Genomic DNA, 15908 nt, shown 5'->3' with positions numbered 1-15908 from the left:
GACACCAGCAGCCCGGTCCTTGCCGACGGTTCGACTGCCCGGCCGCTCGCAGTGGTGAAGACCAGGCCAGTCTCCTGCCAGTCGTCCCCTGCGGTTTCACGGCCCTCCGTGCCCGTCGACGGGCACGGAGCCGCCGCCCGTACGCTTCGGGCGCTTGCCCGCATGCCTCACGCATTCCTTCGGGCACGGTCGCTTGCAGCATCGATGAGAACGCTTCTTGCAATCGGGTTCGTGCCGGTGCTGTTGCAGCCTTTTCCTACGGGCTGTCCCGTGCCATTTCACTCCGCAGGCGCCGTTGGGATGATCGTGGGCATGTCGACGGATTGGTCACGCCTTGAGCACGCCTACGGTGCCGCGACCGACCTCCCGCAACTCTTCGAAGAGGTCGGGGATCCGGAGTTGGCTCCCAATGCCTGGCATGAACACTGACCTACTTGTTCGGGCGCACGACGTGCCCGGCCTGCGCCGCGGACTTCTCTGTGGCGGAGCAGATCGAATCCTTCTTTCATGGCAATCCGCAAACTGCCTGACGCTACACGTGGATCGGCTTGCGGCGGCCAGAAGCGCGCCGGTGACGGCTTCTCACGCGACTGGGTAGGCGCGTGACGATCGGCCGGAAGTAACACCTCCACCACGACCAGAGGTCGGCCAGGGGTGTCCCGAACACAGCCAGGCGCAGCAGCGAGAACGAGGCGATGCTCAGCTGCGTGCCATCCGCAGACGATCGGTGCGGGAGAATGACCCATGCTCTTTGGGGTGGACGCCCTCGAAACGTACGACTGGTCTCGTTTGGTTCACGCCTATGGCGAGGCCACCGATACTCCCGACCATCTCCGGCGGCTTGTGCGGGATGATGACGCGGCGTGGGAGGACGCGATCGTCCACCTTCACACAGCGGTCACTCACCAGGGCTCTGTCTATCCCGCCACGGCCCCAGTCGCGATCGTAGTCGCCGGGCTGCTTCAGGAACCGGGGTTCGATCGTCCGATCTCATACAGCTGGCGGGAGCCACAGCCGGTTCGGGCACACCTGCTCGACTTTCTCGCAACAGTGGCCGAGGGCACCGAGCCGGACCGAAGTGAGAGTGAACTCTGGTCGATCTACCACAATCCTCGGCAGCGGGACCCGGATGAACCGTGTGACATCGAAACGCCGGCCTGGGCGTACGACGCCGTCATGGGGTGCAGGAGCATCGCTCCCGCCCTGGTGGACCCAGTCCTGCGATGCTTGTCCGACGACGATCCACGTACGCGTGCTGCGGCGACCTCTGCAGCGGCTGCGCTGTGCTTGGTTCCCACGGTTTCGAGCCGGCGCGCCGAGATCGTCGCCGTCGTCGAGGATCGCGCTCGCGACGCCGCTACTTTTCACGAGCGCGTCGAGGCACTGGAGACACTCGACTGTTTCGGCGGTGTGAGCAGGTCATTCCTGTTCGATCGGCATCCCGGCATTCAGCTCGTCGCGGCGTTCTCCTCCAGCCTCGCGCACGATCCTGACAGCTCGTCGGCTGTGTGGGACGCGGTGACCGACCCCGAGCGGGCCGCAGTGTGGTATTCGGATTCGCGGGCGCTGCCCGCAACCATAGGTTGGCCGAACCATCTACTCCACCAGGCTGTCGGCCGGGTAGCGAACTTCGCCGACCTCTTGCCCACCGCCGTCGTCGTGGCAGCCACGCCGCTCCATCCCACAACGTACAAGGATCTGGAAGTTCTCCTGGAGAGGGCCTTTCCGGAGGCATTCTCGTCAGGCGACTCGCTCAACAATGAGCAGCGAATTTTCCTCCGAGTTCTTCTCGATAACAGTAGCCTCTGGGAGTCAGTGCCTCCGAGAGCGTCACGGGAATTGGATGTTTCCCTTGCTCTCGTGGGATTGCCGCCTGATCATCCATCTTTGTCGGTCATCGTCAGTTCCTGAAGGTTGCGAGCTCTTCGGAAGGGTGTATTCCAAAGGCATCAAAATTCCTTCAGAACCAGATCAGCGGCGCCGCCGCCACCACCGGCGATGACTCTCCGCTGGAACCTCGCACTTCTCCTGAGCACGCAGTTCAGGCACCGTCGCAAGCACCGCCTCGTACCGGGCTCTCTCGAACACGAACGGACGGATGCCTGCGAAATCCTCGTAGTCGACCCCATCGTCGTAATCCGTCTGCCAGCCCAGATCCCGCCAGACCACGCGACCGGAGGAGAACTCCACGACCGCGGTCAAGGCTCCACAGCCGAGATCACCGCACTCCGGACACACATACAGCGGCATCCGGCCGTCATCCAACGGCGACTCACGCTGCCCCAGCAGACGACGTACGTCATCACCGCCATCAAGAGCCGTGACCAACCACAAGACCGACGCCATATCCGCGTTTCCGGGATCGCGCTCAGCCACCAGATCCAGCAGCGACCTACCATCGATCACGAAGTCCAGGAAACGACACTCCGAGCGGTACGTCCCCCGCTGGCCCTTCTCATAGGGCCGTACCCGGCGCACCAGCGACAACGAACTGGCCATACCGCCAGTCTCCCAGCGGACACCCCACCGATCGAGGCAATAACCCAGGCTCCCGAGGGGCCTCCGGCTCCGGGAGCAGCATCACGAAGCCGCTGAGGTCCATAGGTGGCTGAGGTAAGGGCCTGCTCCCCCGCCCGCCATGGACCCGGGCAAAGCCGAGCCTTCGGGCGGGTCGACGGCAGACGGGATGATCTCAGTGTCACTCTTGTAGGGCCCGTTGGTGCGGGTTCAGGACGCTTGGTGACTCAGGGATGATCTGTCGGAACGTGCATGGCTTGTGCCTGACCTGTCCACGGCGACCTGGTCCTCGACATTGCCCGGGCCGGACGGCATTCCGTCGATGAAATCGGCCGCAAGAAGGGTGAACGCACCGTGCAGGCCCGTGACCACGGGCACGTCCAGCTGCTGGTCTGGGCCCGTAACTCGCGCCCGAAGAGCGTGTGTGGGCGGTGGAAGACGTCCGGCACCGACCTGCTGGCCGCCGGCGAGACGGTGGTCCCCGTGCCGCCCAACCGCACCGCAGCCGAGCGTCGTAGTGGCCGCGAGCGTGGCAAGTCCGACCCGATCGACGCCATGGCCATCGCCCGTCTGGCCCTGCGCGAGCCCGACCTGCCGACCGTGCGGCTGGATGAGCACACCAGGCCGATCCGGCTGCTCGTCGATCACCGTGAGGCACTCGTTGCCGAGCGCACCAGGCTGATCAACCGCGTGTTGTGGCTGGTTCACGACCAGAATCCGGACATGGCGGCCGCGGTGACCAAACTCAAGCAGGTCACCACCCGGCGCAAGCTCTCCGTGCAGCTCCAAGCACTGCCGGCCACCGCTGCCCGCCGCGTCGCGCTGGCACAGATCGCCCCGATCGACTCGCTCAGCATCGAGATCGACACGATCGAAAAGGAGCTCAAGCCGCTGGTTCAGGCCCGCCTTCCCCGCCTGATGGCGATCGTCGGCGTGAACGTGGTGACCGCGGCCGAACTCCTGGGAGAGGTCGGCGACATCACCCGCTTTCGCAGCTCGGCTGCGTTCGCCCGGCACAACGGCACCGCCCCGATCCCCGTCTGGAGCGGCAACGACGCCCGTCACCGACTCAACCGTGGCGGCAACCGGCAGCTCAACACCACCTTGCACCGCATCGCCATCACCCAGGCCCGCTGCCACGAAGGCGCCCGAGCCCTGCTGAAGCGACGCCAGGAAACCACCCGAGACACTGCCAAAGGCAGCTTCCGCGTCCTGAAACGGCACCTGTCAGATGTGACCTACCGGGCCCTCATCGCCGACCACCACGCCCACAAAAACGGGACATCGACAGGCCCCCAGTAGCTTGGCACCCGTGGAGGAAGCACATCCAGGCAAACAGCGGGTGCAGTGGCCAGAGCGACGCAACGACGTGCTGGAGGCACTACGAGCCCTGAGTAACCGCCACTACCAGGACCAACACTGGCGAACCGGGAAAGGATGGCCGGACCTCACCGCTGCGTACGGCAGGCGCTGCCCACGCAGCTTCGTCGTCCGACAAGCAGGACACATGACGACGGCTCCAAGACGACCAGAGCCACGACGAGATATCCACCCAGCCAACCCCTTGCACATAGGAGCGTCAGGCAGGCCCGGCATGCGCAAGTGCGCAACCCCATGCCATCCTGCAGCCATGCTGACCGTGCGCGCACTTCGCGACTACCTCGAAGGGCTTCCAGACACGACCCCCGTTGTGATCACGGCTGGACCATGAACGGCCACTCCAAGACGCTCTTCACCCTGGACGACATAGAAGAGTTGATCAGCGAACGCGATGCGCTCCGCCGGGAACTTGCAGACCTCCGAGCCGGCCTCTGCTTCTCTCTTCGCAAGTACCACAGCGAACCGGGGCCGCAGGTCTCCGGTAGATGGTTGGTCGACCAAGACAAACCCGAATACCGGAGACCTCGTGGCTACCTTGGCGGTGACGTGGTCCCCCCGTTCAGCGCGCGGTGACTCCGAAGGACATGTGCTCCCCGCGCACGCGAGGATGGTCCCTACCAGGAGCTCATCCGACGGCCAGCGGTTCCCCGTCCGCGGCAGAACCCTGACCGGCCGGACCATAGACCGGGTCGGACAGGTAACGGGCGGCGTGGATGGTCCGCCGCATTCGCCCCCACCCCTTCAACGCCGCCAGGGTGTTCTGCCGGGAAGCCGCCGACCATTTCCCGACGATCAGGAAGGCGGTCGCCTCCCCGAACTTTGAGCGATCCGGCCATGCGCAGTAGGTCCGGATAGCACTCGGTGATCAGGTCCTCGTCCCACCGGTCGGCCAGCGGCGGCCCTGCATGCGGGTAGATCCTTCCGCGTCAACCTGAAGAACCTGATCAACTCGTCCCTGCCGATGTCCGGATACGACCGCAGCCGCTCCATCTGCTCATCGGAGAAGAACTGAACCGCCAACGCCCACAACCTCCACGACCGCACCGACACCAGTACGAACCGTTGTAGCAAAGATCGTCAGAAGTCCCTCAAATCCGAATATGCCCCGGGAGAGGTTGGTTCGTTGGATTCTGCTCCGTTGCTACTGGGAGCGGCCTCCTCCAGCCCAGAACCCGCTGCCACAGATGCTTACCGCTTAACCTGCAGAAACAGGATCACGCGAAGATCCATACATACACCACGTCCGTGGACGTGACCGTCCTGCTTGTATTTAGCTGCCATTGCGTCGCGGCGCAGGCCTTCAGAACGGAACGCACGTCTCCGGCGTGGGCAGGAGCCGGGCGATGGCTTCGCGGGCACGCCGTTCCTCGCTCCGGTTGCTCAGCTCCACGGCCAGATCGAGAGCGGTGGTGTGCAGGCGTACGGCTTGGCCGGGGTCGCCCATGGTCGCTGCGATCTCGGCCAGGCTGTTGAGGGCCTTGGCCTCGCCTCGCCGGTAGCCGAAGTGCCGGTACAGCTCCAGCGCCTGCTCGTGGTGGTCGCGGGCCTCGGCGTGCCGGCCCAGCCGGGTGCAGGCCACCCCGAGGTTGTCCAGGGCGTCGGCCTCGCCGCCTCGGCTGCCGATCTCTCGGGACAGCTCCAAGGCCTGGCGGTGCAGGTCGGCCGCCTGCGCGTACTGGCCGAGCCGCTCGTGGACGATGCCGAGGTAGTCCAGCGTCACGGCCTCGCCGAACCGGTCGCCGATGTCGCGGAACAACTCCAGGGCGCGCAGGTTCGCCTCCTTGGCCCGCTCGTGGTCGCCTTCGTCCGTGCCCACTCTGCCCAAGCCGACCAGCGCGCGGGCCTGACCTCGTAGGTCTTCAGCCGTACGGCAGGCGGCCAGCGCCCGGTCGAAGTGCTCACGGGCGACGTCATGGCTTCCCTGCACCTGATGGACCCAGCCGAGATCGGTCAGCGCCCGCCCTTCACCGGCCAGATCCTCGCGGCATCGGGCGGCGCGCAGTGCCTTGCCGTACAGGGCGAGAGCATCGTCGTGGTGGGCGTGGTCGTAGAGATAGCGGTACAGCGTGGTGGCCAGCAGGCCGGTGTGCGTCAGGTTGCGATCGGCGGCCAGGACGAGGTTGGCGCGTTCGGCCTCCAGCCAGGCCAGCGCCCGCGGCGCGTCGTGGACAGGCACCGGCGAGGACGCGGATCGCTCGATGCGCGGCCGCCGGTGGGCGCTGTCGGGATAGAGCAGGTTCATGGCGTCCGACGCCGTGGTCAACTGGTGGCCGAGCAGCCGGGTCATCGCCGCCTCCCCGGCCTGTGGCGGCTCTTGCTCGGCCGCGAGCTGCGCGGCGTACTGACGGAGCAGGTCGTGGAAGACGTAGCGGCCGAAGGCGCGCTGCTGGAGCATGTGCGCGTCCAGCAGGTCCTCCAGCAGGTCCTCGGTGCGCTCCACGGGGAGATCGGCGAGTGCGGCGGCCGCGTGGGGTTCGATGTCGCGGCCGGGATGCAGCCCGAGCAGGCGGAACAACTGCTGCTGGTCGGCGGTGAGCTGGCGGTACGACAAGGTGAACGCCGCCGCCACGCCGCGTTCCGACCTGGCCAGCTCGGTGAGCCTGCGGCGCTCGTCACGCAGGCGTTCGGCCAGATGGGCCACGCTCCAGCGGGGGCGGTGCCGCAGGCGGGTGGCGGCGATGCGTACGGCCAGCGGCAGGAACCCGCACAGTAGCAGGACCTCCGCGACCGCCTCGGACTCGGCCGCCGCGCGCTCGCCCACGATGCCGGTGAAGAGCGCGAAGGCGTCGGGTAGGGGCAGCACGTCCATGGACACGGCCCGCGCGCCGTCCAGGTCGGTGAGCCGCTGGCGGCTGGTGATGAGCACCAGGCTGTTCGAAGTGCCCGGCAGCAGGGGCCGGACCCGGGCGGCGTCGGCGGCGTTGTCCAGCACCAGCAGCACCCGGCGGCCGGCCAGCTCGGCTCGCCACAGCGCAGCCCTTTCGGTGATGGACGCGGGGATGCGCTCGGTTGCCACACCGAGCTGCCGCAGCAGCATCTCCAGCGCTTCGGCGGGCTCAAGCGGCCGCTGGCCCGCCGTGTGGGCGTGCAGGTCGATGAAGAGCTGACCATCGGGGTACCGTTGGGCGAGGCGGTGCGCGGCATGGACGGCCAGAGCCGTCTTGCCGATGCCGGCCATGCCGTCGATCACGGAGATCGTCACCGTCTGGGAGGCGGGCCCGCACAGCTCCTCCACCTGGACGGAGCGGCCGGCGAAGTCGGCGACGTCGTAGGGCAGAAAGGCCGCCACCGGCCTGGCCGTGGCGGCGGCGGGCGGCTCGGCCTGCGCGGGCCGGATCAGGGCGGCCGCGGGCGGCTCGCCGCGCAGGACAGTCTCCTCGATGGCCAGGAAGCCGTGGCCCGGGTCCAGTCCCTGCTCATCGGCCAGTCTGCGGCGGTAGTCACGACCGACGGCCAGCGCGTCCGCCTGGCGCCCGGCGCGATGCAGGGCCAGCATCAGCTGCCCGGCCAGCCGTTCACGCAAGGGATGCGCGGTCAGCTCGGCGGCCAGCTGATCAATAAGCTCGGCGTGCCTTCCGGTGGCGAGTTCGAGCTCCACCAGTCGTTCGACTGCGGCCAGCCGCCGATCCTCCAGCCGCGCCCTGGCGCTCTCGGCGAAATGGGCCTGGACGCCGGCGAAGGCGGGCCCGCGCCACAGGGCGAGCGCTTGGCGCAGCGTCTGTACGGCCGGGGTCGGCTCGGACTGCGCTTCGGCCACGAGCGTGGCGAACTCCTGCAGGTCGAGCTGCCCCGCCGCCGGAGTGATCAGGTATCCGGCCGGCCGGGTCTGCACCAGGTGGGCCGCGTCGGCCGCGCGCAGCGTGCGCCGCATCGCGGTCAGCGCGGCGTGCACCTGTGCTCGGGCGGTGTCCGGCGGCGTCGGCCCCCACATCGCTTCGATCAGCCGCTCGACGCTCAGTACCGTGCCGGAATGTAGCAGCAGGTATCCCAGGAAGGCGCGGTGACGTGGGGCGAGAGGGGGAAGCTCGCGGCCCTCGGCCGACACCTCCACCGCCCCCAGGATCGCAAAGCGCACATTCCCGCCGAGCATGCGCAGGAGTCTATAGCCGCGGCGGATCATCGCATCGTCGATGCATCGCGGATGTATCTATCGCCCCCGTGATGCTGGTCGTACGGCGCGGCGGCTACCTCACCCCGCTCGCCTTCGTCACAGAGGTGACGACGATCGAAATCCTCAAAGGAGACAGACCATGCAAGCACGCATGAAGAACCCCGCCGTGGTTCTGCCCGGCGCGATGAAAGCGCTCATGGACCTGGCCAAGGCCATCGATCAGGCCGGACTGCCCAAGATCACGGCGGATCTGGTGCTGCTGCGGGCCAGCCAGATCAACGGCTGCAGCGTCTGCGTCGACATGCATGCCAAGGACCTGCGTAAGGCGGGCGAGAGCGACGAGCGGCTGTTCGCCGTGGCGGCGTGGCGCGAGGCGCCGTACTTCACCGAGGCCGAGCGCGCCGCGCTGGCACTGGCCGAGACGGTCACCCGGCTCGCCGACGGCGGCCAGATCAGCGATGAGGTGTGGGACGAGGTCGCCGACCACTATTCCGAGACCGAGCTGGCCGCGCTGATCATGACCATCTCCTCCGTCAACCTGTGGAACCGGCTGAACGCCACCACCCGGCAGATCGCGGGGGCGGCATGGTGACGGTCGCCCTCGTCACGGGCGCGAACAAGGGCATCGGGTTCGAGATCGCGCGCCAGCTCGGCGACCTGGGCATCACCGCGATCATCGGTGCCCGAGACGAGGAGCGGGGGCGCGAAGCGGCCGAGCGGCTCGGCCTGCCGCACGTGCGACTCGACGTCACCGATGCGGCCAGTATCCGGGCCGCGGCCACGTGGATCGAGCAGGAGTACGGCAGGCTCGACATCCTGGTCAACAACGCCGGGATCACCTTCCCGGACGGGCCGCCCAGCCAGAGCACGACCGAGGAGGCCCGCCAGGTCTACGAGACGAACGTGTTCGGCGTCATCGAGGTCACCAACGCGATGCTGCCGCTGCTGCGCCGCTCGCCGACGGGACGCATCGTGAACGTCTCCAGCGAACGTGGCTCACTCGGGCGCGCCGTGGACCAGGACCATCCGCTGTGGCCGATGCTCAACCTGGCCTACTGCTCCTCCAAGGCCGCCCTGAACATGATCACCGTGTCCTACGCCAAAGAGCTGTGGGACACCCCGATCAAGGTCAACACGGTCGATCCGGGCTGGGTCAAGACCGACATCAACCACAACCAAGGCATCAAGCCCCCCGAAGAAGGCGCCGCGCCGATCGTGGCCATGGCGGTGCTGGACGCCGACGGCCCCACCGCCACCTTCGTCCAGCACGAAGGCCCTCTTTCCTGGTAGTCCCCGAAGGAGACAACGGATATGGATCTGCGTAATACCGTCCGGGGGCGTGTCCTGCTTCCCGGCGAGGACGGGTTCGACGAGGCGGCCCGCCCGTGGGCGGTCGGCGTCCACCAGCCGGTGGCCGCCGTGGTGGAGGCGGAGAACGCCGAGGATGTGGCGGCGCTGGTGCGCTACGCCCGTGAAGCGGGGCTGACGGTCACCGCCCAGCCGTCGGGCCATGGCGCCTCGGGTGATGTGCAGGGCGTGATCCTGCTACGTACCGGCCGCCTGGACTGGGTGGAGGTCGACGCGCAGGCGCGCATCGCCCGGGTCGGCGCCGGAGCGCGGTGGGGCCGGGTGCTGGCCGAGACCGGCAAGCACGGCCTCACCGGGCCGGCCGGCAGCAGCCCGGTGGTGACAGTGGCCGGGTTCGTCGCCGGCGGCGGGATCTCGTGGTTCGGCCGCAGCTACGGCTGGGCCGCCGACTCGGTACGCGCCTTCGAGGTCGTCGACGCCGGCGGCGGGAAGGTTCGGGTCACCGCCGAGTCCGATGCCGAGCTGTTCTGGGCGCTGCGCGGCGGCGGCGGCGACTATGGGCTGATCACCTCGATCGAGCTGGCGCTGTACCCGGCGCCCAGCCTGTACGGCGGACGGATCGTCTGGCCGGCGGCCCGCACCGCCGAGGTGTTCGACGCCTTCCGTCAGATCACCGCGGACGCGCCGCGCGAGCTTTCGGTGTGGGTCAACCGGATGGCCCCGCCGCCGCCCGTGCCGCCGATGGTCACCATGGACGTGACCTACCTTGGCGACCAGGCCGAGGCCAAGGCTCTGCTGGCGCCGCTGGAGGAGCTCGGTGGGAGCCTGTCCGACAGCCGTGAACTGATGGACGTCGCCGACCTGGGCACGATCGCGGCCGAGCCGGTCGAGCCCAGCCCGATGCTGGCCCGCACCGAGCTGCTGACCGGCCTGGATGAGGCGACGCTGGAGACGCTCAGCGGCTCGGAGCTCGCGCCGCTGCTCAACCTCCAGGTCCGGCATCTGGGCGGGGCGCTGGCCGAGGCCGATCCCGCCGGCGGCGCGGGCGGCGCGCTGGCCGAACCGTACATGCTCTACCTGCTCGGCCTGCGGCTGCCCCACCTGGTCGATGCGGTGCAGGCCAAGCAGAGCGCCCTGGTCGAGGCGCTGGGCCAGGCGGTCAGCGGCCGCAAGCCGTACACCTTCCTCGCACCGGCGGAGAACGCCGCCCAAGCCTTCCCCGCCGGCACCCTGGCCCGGCTGCGCGAGATCAAGCGCCACCGCGACCCCTATGGCATCTTCCGCGCCAACTTCCCGGTCCTGGACTGAAAGAGCACCGACGTGTTGAAAATCGCGACCGCCGCCGTGCTGATCGCCGCCCTGACGACAGCACCGGCGTCCGCCGACGCGGAGACCGGCAGCTGGACGCCGGCCTGGGCGGCCGCCGCCCAGCAGCCGTCGCCCGACGTCTGGTCTCCCACCTGGGCGGAAAAGGGCTTCGCCAACCACTCCGTCCGCCAGGTGGTCCGGGTCACCACGGGAGGCTCCGCGCTCCAGATCCGGCTCTCCAACGCCTACGGCAGTCCTCTCCGGCTCACCGGCGCGAGCGTGGCCAAGGCCGGCGCGGGTGCGGCCGTGCAGTCGGGCACCCTCCGGCCGCTGACCTTCGCGCACGCCACCTCCGTGAACCTCCCCACCGGCCGGGAGGCCGTTAGCGATCCCCTCCGGCTCGCTGTCAAGGCCGGGGAACGGCTGACGGTGACGCTGTACTTTCAGGGCACCACCGGTCCCGCCACCTACCACAACCTCGCCCGGACCACCTCCTACCGGGCCGCCGGCGACCACACCCGCGACCTCGGCGGGGCCGCCTTCACCGAGACCAACAGCTCCTGGTTCTACCTGTCCGGAGTCGACGTGCACGGCGGTGGGCCCGCGGTGGCGACCTTCGGCGACTCCATCACCGACGGATACGGCGCCACCCTCGACGCCGACAACCGCTACCCGGACGCGCTGGCCCGTCGGCTGGGCGGCCGGCGGCCGGTGCTCAACCTCGGCATCGCCGGCAACCGCCTGCTCAGCGACTCGGCATGCCTGGGCGAGCGGGGACTGGCACGCTTCCGCTGGGACGTGCTCGACCAGCCTCGCGTCAAGACGGTGATCGTGCTGGAAGGCATCAACGACATCCTCCTGGGCCTGCAGGAGCCCACGCCCTGCACCACGCCCGCGACCAAGGTCAGCGCCGACGACCTGATCAGCGGCTACCGGCAGCTCATACGCGCCGCCCACGCCCGCGACGTCCGGATCATCGGCGGCACGCTCCTGCCGACCAAGGGGTACGCCTCCCACTCCGACGAGGTCGAGCGGATCCGCGACGCGGTCAACACGTGGATCCGGACCAGCGGCGAATTCGACGCGGCCGTGGACTTCGAGCGCGCCGTCGCCGACCCCGCCGACCCCGATCGAATCCGCCCGGCCTTCGACAGCGGCGACCACCTCCACCCCAACCCGGCCGGATACCAGGCGATGGCCGACGCCCTCGACCTGCACACCCTGTGAGCCTGGAACTCCTATAGCTTCGGTAGGCCGCAAGATAGGGGGTGATCCTGCGGTCTACCGGGGGTTTTGGGCGTTGTCGTGGTCGGCTGGGGCGCGGTAGAAGGGGAGCGGCCGATGGTCCTGGAGATGTTCCTGTGGACCAGTTCCCGGGCGAGAGCTGCCTTCGGCACGACGGAGGAGTTCGCGGACTCGACCAGGGGGCTCGCCGGCAACCAGGGCCTGTACAACGGCTTTCTCGCGGCCGGGCTTCTGTGGGGAGCCTTCGCTCCTGATCCGGTCGGCTTCCAAGTGCGGGTCTTCTTCCTTGTCTGCGTTACCGTAGCCGGGCTGTACGGTGCCGCGACGGCGTCGCGCAAGATCCTCTTTGTTCAGACCGTCCCGGCCCTGGCCGCGCTGGCGCTGGTACTCCTGGCCCGCTGAAGGCGGCCACACGGAGGGCGGCTGTCCGCCCAGCACGTCGCGCGGTGGCCCTACGCGGCCAGTGCGCCGAGGTGGGTGCGTACGACTTCCAGGCAGGCGGGTCCGCTCACCAGCTCGGGACGCAGTACGGCGTTCATGGCGAGGCCGTCGACGAGCGACGACAGCCGCTCGGTCTCCACGTCGAGCCGCAGCCCCGGGCGTAGGTCGCCCCTCGCCTCCAGGCGTTCGAGCACGTGGCGGACGAACTCGCGTGTGCCCACCGCGACCTGCGCGGCCAGGTCAACAGGAGCATCGCAGATCAAGGTCCGGGGAACCTCCGAGCAGAAGCGGGCTCCGTGCTCCCCGCGCACGCGGGGATGGTCCTACACGATCGCCAGTAACGGTGTTCTCTCCACGCACGTAGCCCATGACGTGCTGACCAGGGCGAACGCGCTCGCGTTCTCGACGTCTCCCGAGTCGCGTCCGCTTTGTTGTTGTTTGACGCCCGATCATGCAGCGCTTCCCGCATGATCATGCACGGCCTTGGGGAACATCGGTACAGCGGTTCTCGGTGAGAACGATCATGGCCGCACTGATCCACTCTGCCGCTGGGGTTCGGCGAAACGGTTCCGGGCGGGGTCGAGCCCTGACTACGGTCCGGCCGTGCCGGTGGAGTTTCTGGAGGGGCAGGTGACCTCCCAGGCCGCCTCGATCATCCGGAAGATCTCGTCCACCGCGGCCTCCGGATCGGCCGCCTCGCGGGCCAGCGAATGGGCGTCGATCACGAACCTCGCGATCGCCCGGCAGGCCGTTGAGGCCTGTGACAGGTCGAGATCGGCAGCGATGGCCGTTGCCAGCGACTCTGCATGGCGCAGCCTCATCGACTTCTCGTACCTCCGCAGGGCAGGTGATTCGTCGATCATGCGCCAGATCGGGGCGGCGCCGTCCGCCGTGCAATGTCGCACCAGGGCCTGGGTCTCGCGGTGCAGTGCAGGGACGAGCGGCTCGTGCGGTGCCCGGCCGGTGATCGCCTGCGTGAGGCGTTGCTCGAAGTCTTCGTCCTGCTCGAACACCAGGGCCTCTTTCGAGGCGAAGTGGGAGAAGAGCGTGGTGACGGCAACGTCGGCCTCAGCGGCCACGTCGCGGATGCCCACCGCGTCGTACCCGCGTTCCAGGAAGAGCCGCAGGGCGGCGTCAGCGATCTTCTGGCGGGTCGCGGCCTTCTTGCGCTCACGGCGCCCGGACGGCACGGTCATGCCCCAACGCTATCAGATACAAAAGCAGAGCAGTTTTAAAACGCTAACCGTTAGTGTTACGGTCGAGCACATGAAGAGAGGTGCGGTCAGCATTCGCCGAGCACGGCACGTCGATCGCGGCTCTCGCCCGTGCGCATGGAGTGAGCAGGGCCGCCATCCGGACCGTGGGCTGCGGGACGAACCCGACCTCGGCGCGTCGATGCCATGGGTGGCGCCGTGGGCGGCCACGCTGGTCTTGAAGCCTTGATCGACCAGGGCGGTTTGGACGCTGCCGGGCATGGTGGCGGCGGCGACCCGGTCCAGCGGCTCGGCGCCGATGGCGTTGTCGTGGATCGAGGCCGCCGCGACCACCACCGCGATGACCAGGCCCAGCACGTCCACGGCGAGTCCGCGCTTGCGGCCAGGCACCTTCTGGGCCGCGTCCTTGCCGGTCGTGGTGGCGGGGACTCCGGCCGCGGCACGCACGCTTTTGGGTGTCGAGCACCACCAGGCTCGGGTCGGCTGATCGTCCCTTCTTCTCCCGCATCTGGAAGCACAGCAGGTCATGGATGGTCTTGTCCGTGCCGTCCTCGCGCCACCTGCGGTAGTAGGAGAGCACCGCGCTCCGCCGTGGCAGGTCATGGGGCAGCAAGCTTCACTGGCAGCCGGTCCGGCTCTGGTACAGCAGCGCGTATTTGCCCTGGTGGCCGCTGACCGAGGGGTGAGCGGCCTTCCATGCCGTGATCACCGGCTCGATCAACGCCCACCGCTCATCGGATAAGTCGCTCGCGTACGGCTTGCGCCCATTCACCCGGCATATCCGCGCCCACCAGCCAGGCGTAACGCTACCGATTCGCTCGATCACACTGTGGCATCAGGGGTGTCAGCTCGCGAACCGCCCTCTCAGGGAGCTGTGGGATCAGCGGCGGGGGAGGGCGAGGGCGCAGAGGGCGAAGACGACGGCGAAGGCGGCCTGCACGGTCATGCACACGGCGAGCGCGGTTGTGTACGTGACGCCGACAGGTGCGACTGACCCGACAGTAACCGCGGCGAGTAGCCCGCCGGCCACGGCGACGCCGAGGCCCATTGCGGCTTGTTGTGTCGTCTGGAGCGCCCCTGACGCGGCCCCGGCGGAAGCCGGGGGGACGTCGGCGATCATCGCGCCAACGAGGGGACCGAACATGAGCGCTTGCCCGACGCCGACGCCGATCAGCAATGCGGCGAGAGTCCAGGAGTTCGGGTTGGTGCCTTGTAGGGACACCGATGTCGCGGTAATCGCAAGCAGTGCTGCCTGGATGACTCCGCCGATGATCAGAAGCCGGCGGAATCCGAAGCGCGGTGCGAGTTTTCCGGACCAGACGGAGACGACGAAGAAACAGAGGGCGAATGGGAGCAGCACGACAGCGGCGTGCATCGGGGTCCATCCCAGCCCGGTCTGTGTGGTGAGGGCGTAGAGGAAGGTGAATGCGCCGAAAGCTGACTGGAGCATGAGTGCCATCACGAGTCCGACGCGGTAGGAACCCAGGCGGAGGAGGGGCGGCGGAACCAGTGGGACGCGGTCGCCGCGGTGCAGTCGGAGTTGCCATCTCCAGAACGCGGCGAACAGGACGGGGACGGCGACAAGCAGTGCCCAGCACCATGCGGGCCAGCCGAGCGCGGCGCCCTGAGACAGCGGGACCAGCAACGAGAGGAGGGCGGAGCCCAGAAGCACGGTGCCGATCAGGTCGAGTGAGCGGTGGCCGGGGGAGTTGGTTGTGGGCACCCAGCGCAGGGCGGCGAGAAACGCGACGACGCCCATGATGACACTCACTGCGAACACCATGCGCCAGCCGGCGCCGAGGAGTGGGACGGCGAGCAGCACTCCGCCGAGGACCTGCCCGATCGCTGTTGCGCCGCCCGCGGTGGCTCCGAACAGCGCGACCGCTCTGGCGCGTTCGCGCCCCTGCGTCGACGCGGTGATCGTTGCGAGCACCTGGGGAACCATCGCCGCCGCGGAGATACCGGTGAGGGCGCGCGCGGCGATCAGGACGATGATGGTGGGGGAGAGGGCCGCCATCAGGGAGAAGAGGGTGAAGCCAGCCATGCCGAGGAGGAACAGGCGCCGCCGTCCGTAGAGGTCACCGAGGCGGCCGCCGAGCACCATCGGCACCGCGAAGCCGAGTGAGTACACCGAGACCACGAGCGATTGCTCAGCGGGGGAGGCGTGCAGTGACGCGCCGATGTCGGGGACGGCTATGCCCGCGGCGGCGAAGCTGACCACCGAGAGGAGCAGAGCGGAGAGGGTCGCGAGGAGTCCGGGAAGCCCGAGCGTTTGTGGTGGGGACGGGATAATTGGGGGTGAATCGGTGCGCGGGGTGGATGCTGTGGTCACGTGTCGATCCTGCGTGTTCGCGGATCCGGGTACCAGAAGCCTGTTTATGGGG

The 15908-nt window shown here is 68.4% G+C and carries 14 protein-coding genes; 7 read left to right on the top strand and 7 right to left on the bottom strand.

Annotation, left to right across the window (positions count from 1 at the left end; translation table 11 throughout):
• Positions 1–756 precede the first annotated feature (756 nt).
• Entirely contained in the window at positions 757–1911 is a 1155-nt protein-coding gene (locus tag ABT294_RS07460; RefSeq protein WP_350804230.1) for a hypothetical protein, read from the top strand.
• A gap of 60 nt (positions 1912–1971) precedes the next feature.
• Here ABT294_RS07460 and ABT294_RS07455 read toward each other — a convergent pair whose 3' ends face one another.
• A complete protein-coding gene (locus ABT294_RS07455; RefSeq protein ID WP_350804229.1) occupies positions 1972–2499 on the bottom strand; it encodes a hypothetical protein in 528 nt (175 codons plus the stop codon).
• A gap of 300 nt (positions 2500–2799) precedes the next feature.
• On the opposite strand from ABT294_RS07455, the gene ABT294_RS07450 reads away from it, so the two are divergent.
• Positions 2800–3819 (top strand): IS110 family RNA-guided transposase, encoded by a 1020-nt coding sequence (locus tag ABT294_RS07450; RefSeq protein WP_350804584.1) that lies wholly within the window; start codon positions 2800–2802, stop codon positions 3817–3819.
• 1378 nt (positions 3820–5197) lie between these two features.
• Here ABT294_RS07450 and ABT294_RS07445 read toward each other — a convergent pair.
• A complete protein-coding gene (locus tag ABT294_RS07445) occupies positions 5198–7987 on the bottom strand; it encodes an AfsR/SARP family transcriptional regulator (protein ID WP_350804228.1) in 2790 nt (929 codons plus the stop codon).
• Positions 7988–8147: 160 nt separating this feature from the next.
• Here ABT294_RS07445 and ABT294_RS07440 point away from each other — a divergent pair, with 160 nt between their 5' ends.
• The 5 genes from ABT294_RS07440 to ABT294_RS07420 all read left to right on the top strand — a co-directional run bounded on the left by ABT294_RS07440 (position 8148) and on the right by ABT294_RS07420 (position 12271).
• Positions 8148–8600 carry a carboxymuconolactone decarboxylase family protein gene (locus ABT294_RS07440; protein ID WP_350804226.1) on the top strand — a complete coding sequence of 151 codons (453 nt, stop codon included), beginning with the start codon at positions 8148–8150 and terminating at the stop codon, positions 8598–8600.
• On the top strand, positions 8594–9298 hold the full coding sequence (locus tag ABT294_RS07435) for an SDR family oxidoreductase (RefSeq protein ID WP_350804225.1): 705 nt from the start codon (positions 8594–8596) through the stop codon (positions 9296–9298). The genes ABT294_RS07440 and ABT294_RS07435 overlap by 7 nt, the downstream gene beginning before the upstream one ends.
• A 21-nt stretch (positions 9299–9319) precedes the next feature.
• The gene (locus ABT294_RS07430; RefSeq protein WP_350804224.1) at positions 9320–10624 is read left to right on the top strand and encodes an FAD-binding oxidoreductase; all 1305 of its coding nucleotides are present in this window, start codon (positions 9320–9322) and stop codon (positions 10622–10624) included.
• Between the two features lie 12 nt (positions 10625–10636).
• Complete coding sequence (locus ABT294_RS07425) at positions 10637–11851, top strand: SGNH/GDSL hydrolase family protein (RefSeq protein ID WP_350804223.1); 1215 nt, start codon at positions 10637–10639, stop codon at positions 11849–11851.
• Between the two features lie 114 nt (positions 11852–11965).
• On the top strand, positions 11966–12271 hold the full coding sequence (locus tag ABT294_RS07420; RefSeq protein WP_350804222.1) for a DUF1304 domain-containing protein: 306 nt from the start codon (positions 11966–11968) through the stop codon (positions 12269–12271).
• Positions 12272–12321: 50 nt separating this feature from the next.
• On the opposite strand, the gene ABT294_RS07415 is transcribed toward ABT294_RS07420, so the two are convergent.
• From ABT294_RS07415 to ABT294_RS07395, 5 genes are all read right to left on the bottom strand, one after another.
• Entirely contained in the window at positions 12322–12621 is a 300-nt protein-coding gene (locus ABT294_RS07415) for a TetR family transcriptional regulator C-terminal domain-containing protein (protein WP_350804220.1), read from the bottom strand.
• Positions 12622–12900: 279 nt separating this feature from the next.
• Positions 12901–13506 (bottom strand): TetR/AcrR family transcriptional regulator, encoded by a 606-nt coding sequence (locus tag ABT294_RS07410; protein WP_350804219.1) that lies wholly within the window; start codon positions 13504–13506, stop codon positions 12901–12903.
• Between the two features lie 12 nt (positions 13507–13518).
• A complete protein-coding gene (locus ABT294_RS07405; RefSeq protein ID WP_350804218.1) occupies positions 13519–13971 on the bottom strand; it encodes a transposase in 453 nt (150 codons plus the stop codon).
• A 169-nt stretch (positions 13972–14140) separates the two neighbouring features.
• Positions 14141–14296: a hypothetical protein gene (locus ABT294_RS07400; RefSeq protein WP_350804217.1), complete on the bottom strand. Its 156-nt coding sequence runs from the start codon at positions 14294–14296 to the stop codon at positions 14141–14143.
• Positions 14297–14404: 108 nt separating this feature from the next.
• A complete protein-coding gene (locus ABT294_RS07395) occupies positions 14405–15856 on the bottom strand; it encodes an MFS transporter (RefSeq protein WP_350804216.1) in 1452 nt (483 codons plus the stop codon).
• Positions 15857–15908: the final 52 nt, after the last annotated feature.

This window comes from Nonomuraea sp. NPDC000554, assembly GCF_040300065.1.
In the GTDB taxonomy this organism is placed as follows: Bacteria; Actinomycetota; Actinomycetes; order Streptosporangiales; family Streptosporangiaceae; genus Nonomuraea.
The sequence above is the reverse complement of the archived record's forward strand: the minus strand, read 5'-3'. Positions and strand labels throughout refer to the sequence as shown.

Coding starts and splice junctions, on each gene's coding strand:
- ABT294_RS07455 (WP_350804229.1), bottom strand. CDS start 2,499: ATGGCCAGTTCGTTGTCGCTGGTGCGCCGGGTACGGCCCTATGAGAAG.
- ABT294_RS07445 (WP_350804228.1), bottom strand. CDS start 7,987: ATGCTCGGCGGGAATGTGCGCTTTGCGATCCTGGGGGCGGTGGAGGTG.
- ABT294_RS07440 (WP_350804226.1), top strand. CDS start 8,148: ATGCAAGCACGCATGAAGAACCCCGCCGTGGTTCTGCCCGGCGCGATG.
- ABT294_RS07435 (WP_350804225.1), top strand. CDS start 8,594: ATGGTGACGGTCGCCCTCGTCACGGGCGCGAACAAGGGCATCGGGTTC.
- ABT294_RS07430 (WP_350804224.1), top strand. CDS start 9,320: ATGGATCTGCGTAATACCGTCCGGGGGCGTGTCCTGCTTCCCGGCGAG.
- ABT294_RS07420 (WP_350804222.1), top strand. CDS start 11,966: ATGGTCCTGGAGATGTTCCTGTGGACCAGTTCCCGGGCGAGAGCTGCC.
- ABT294_RS07410 (WP_350804219.1), bottom strand. CDS start 13,506: ATGACCGTGCCGTCCGGGCGCCGTGAGCGCAAGAAGGCCGCGACCCGC.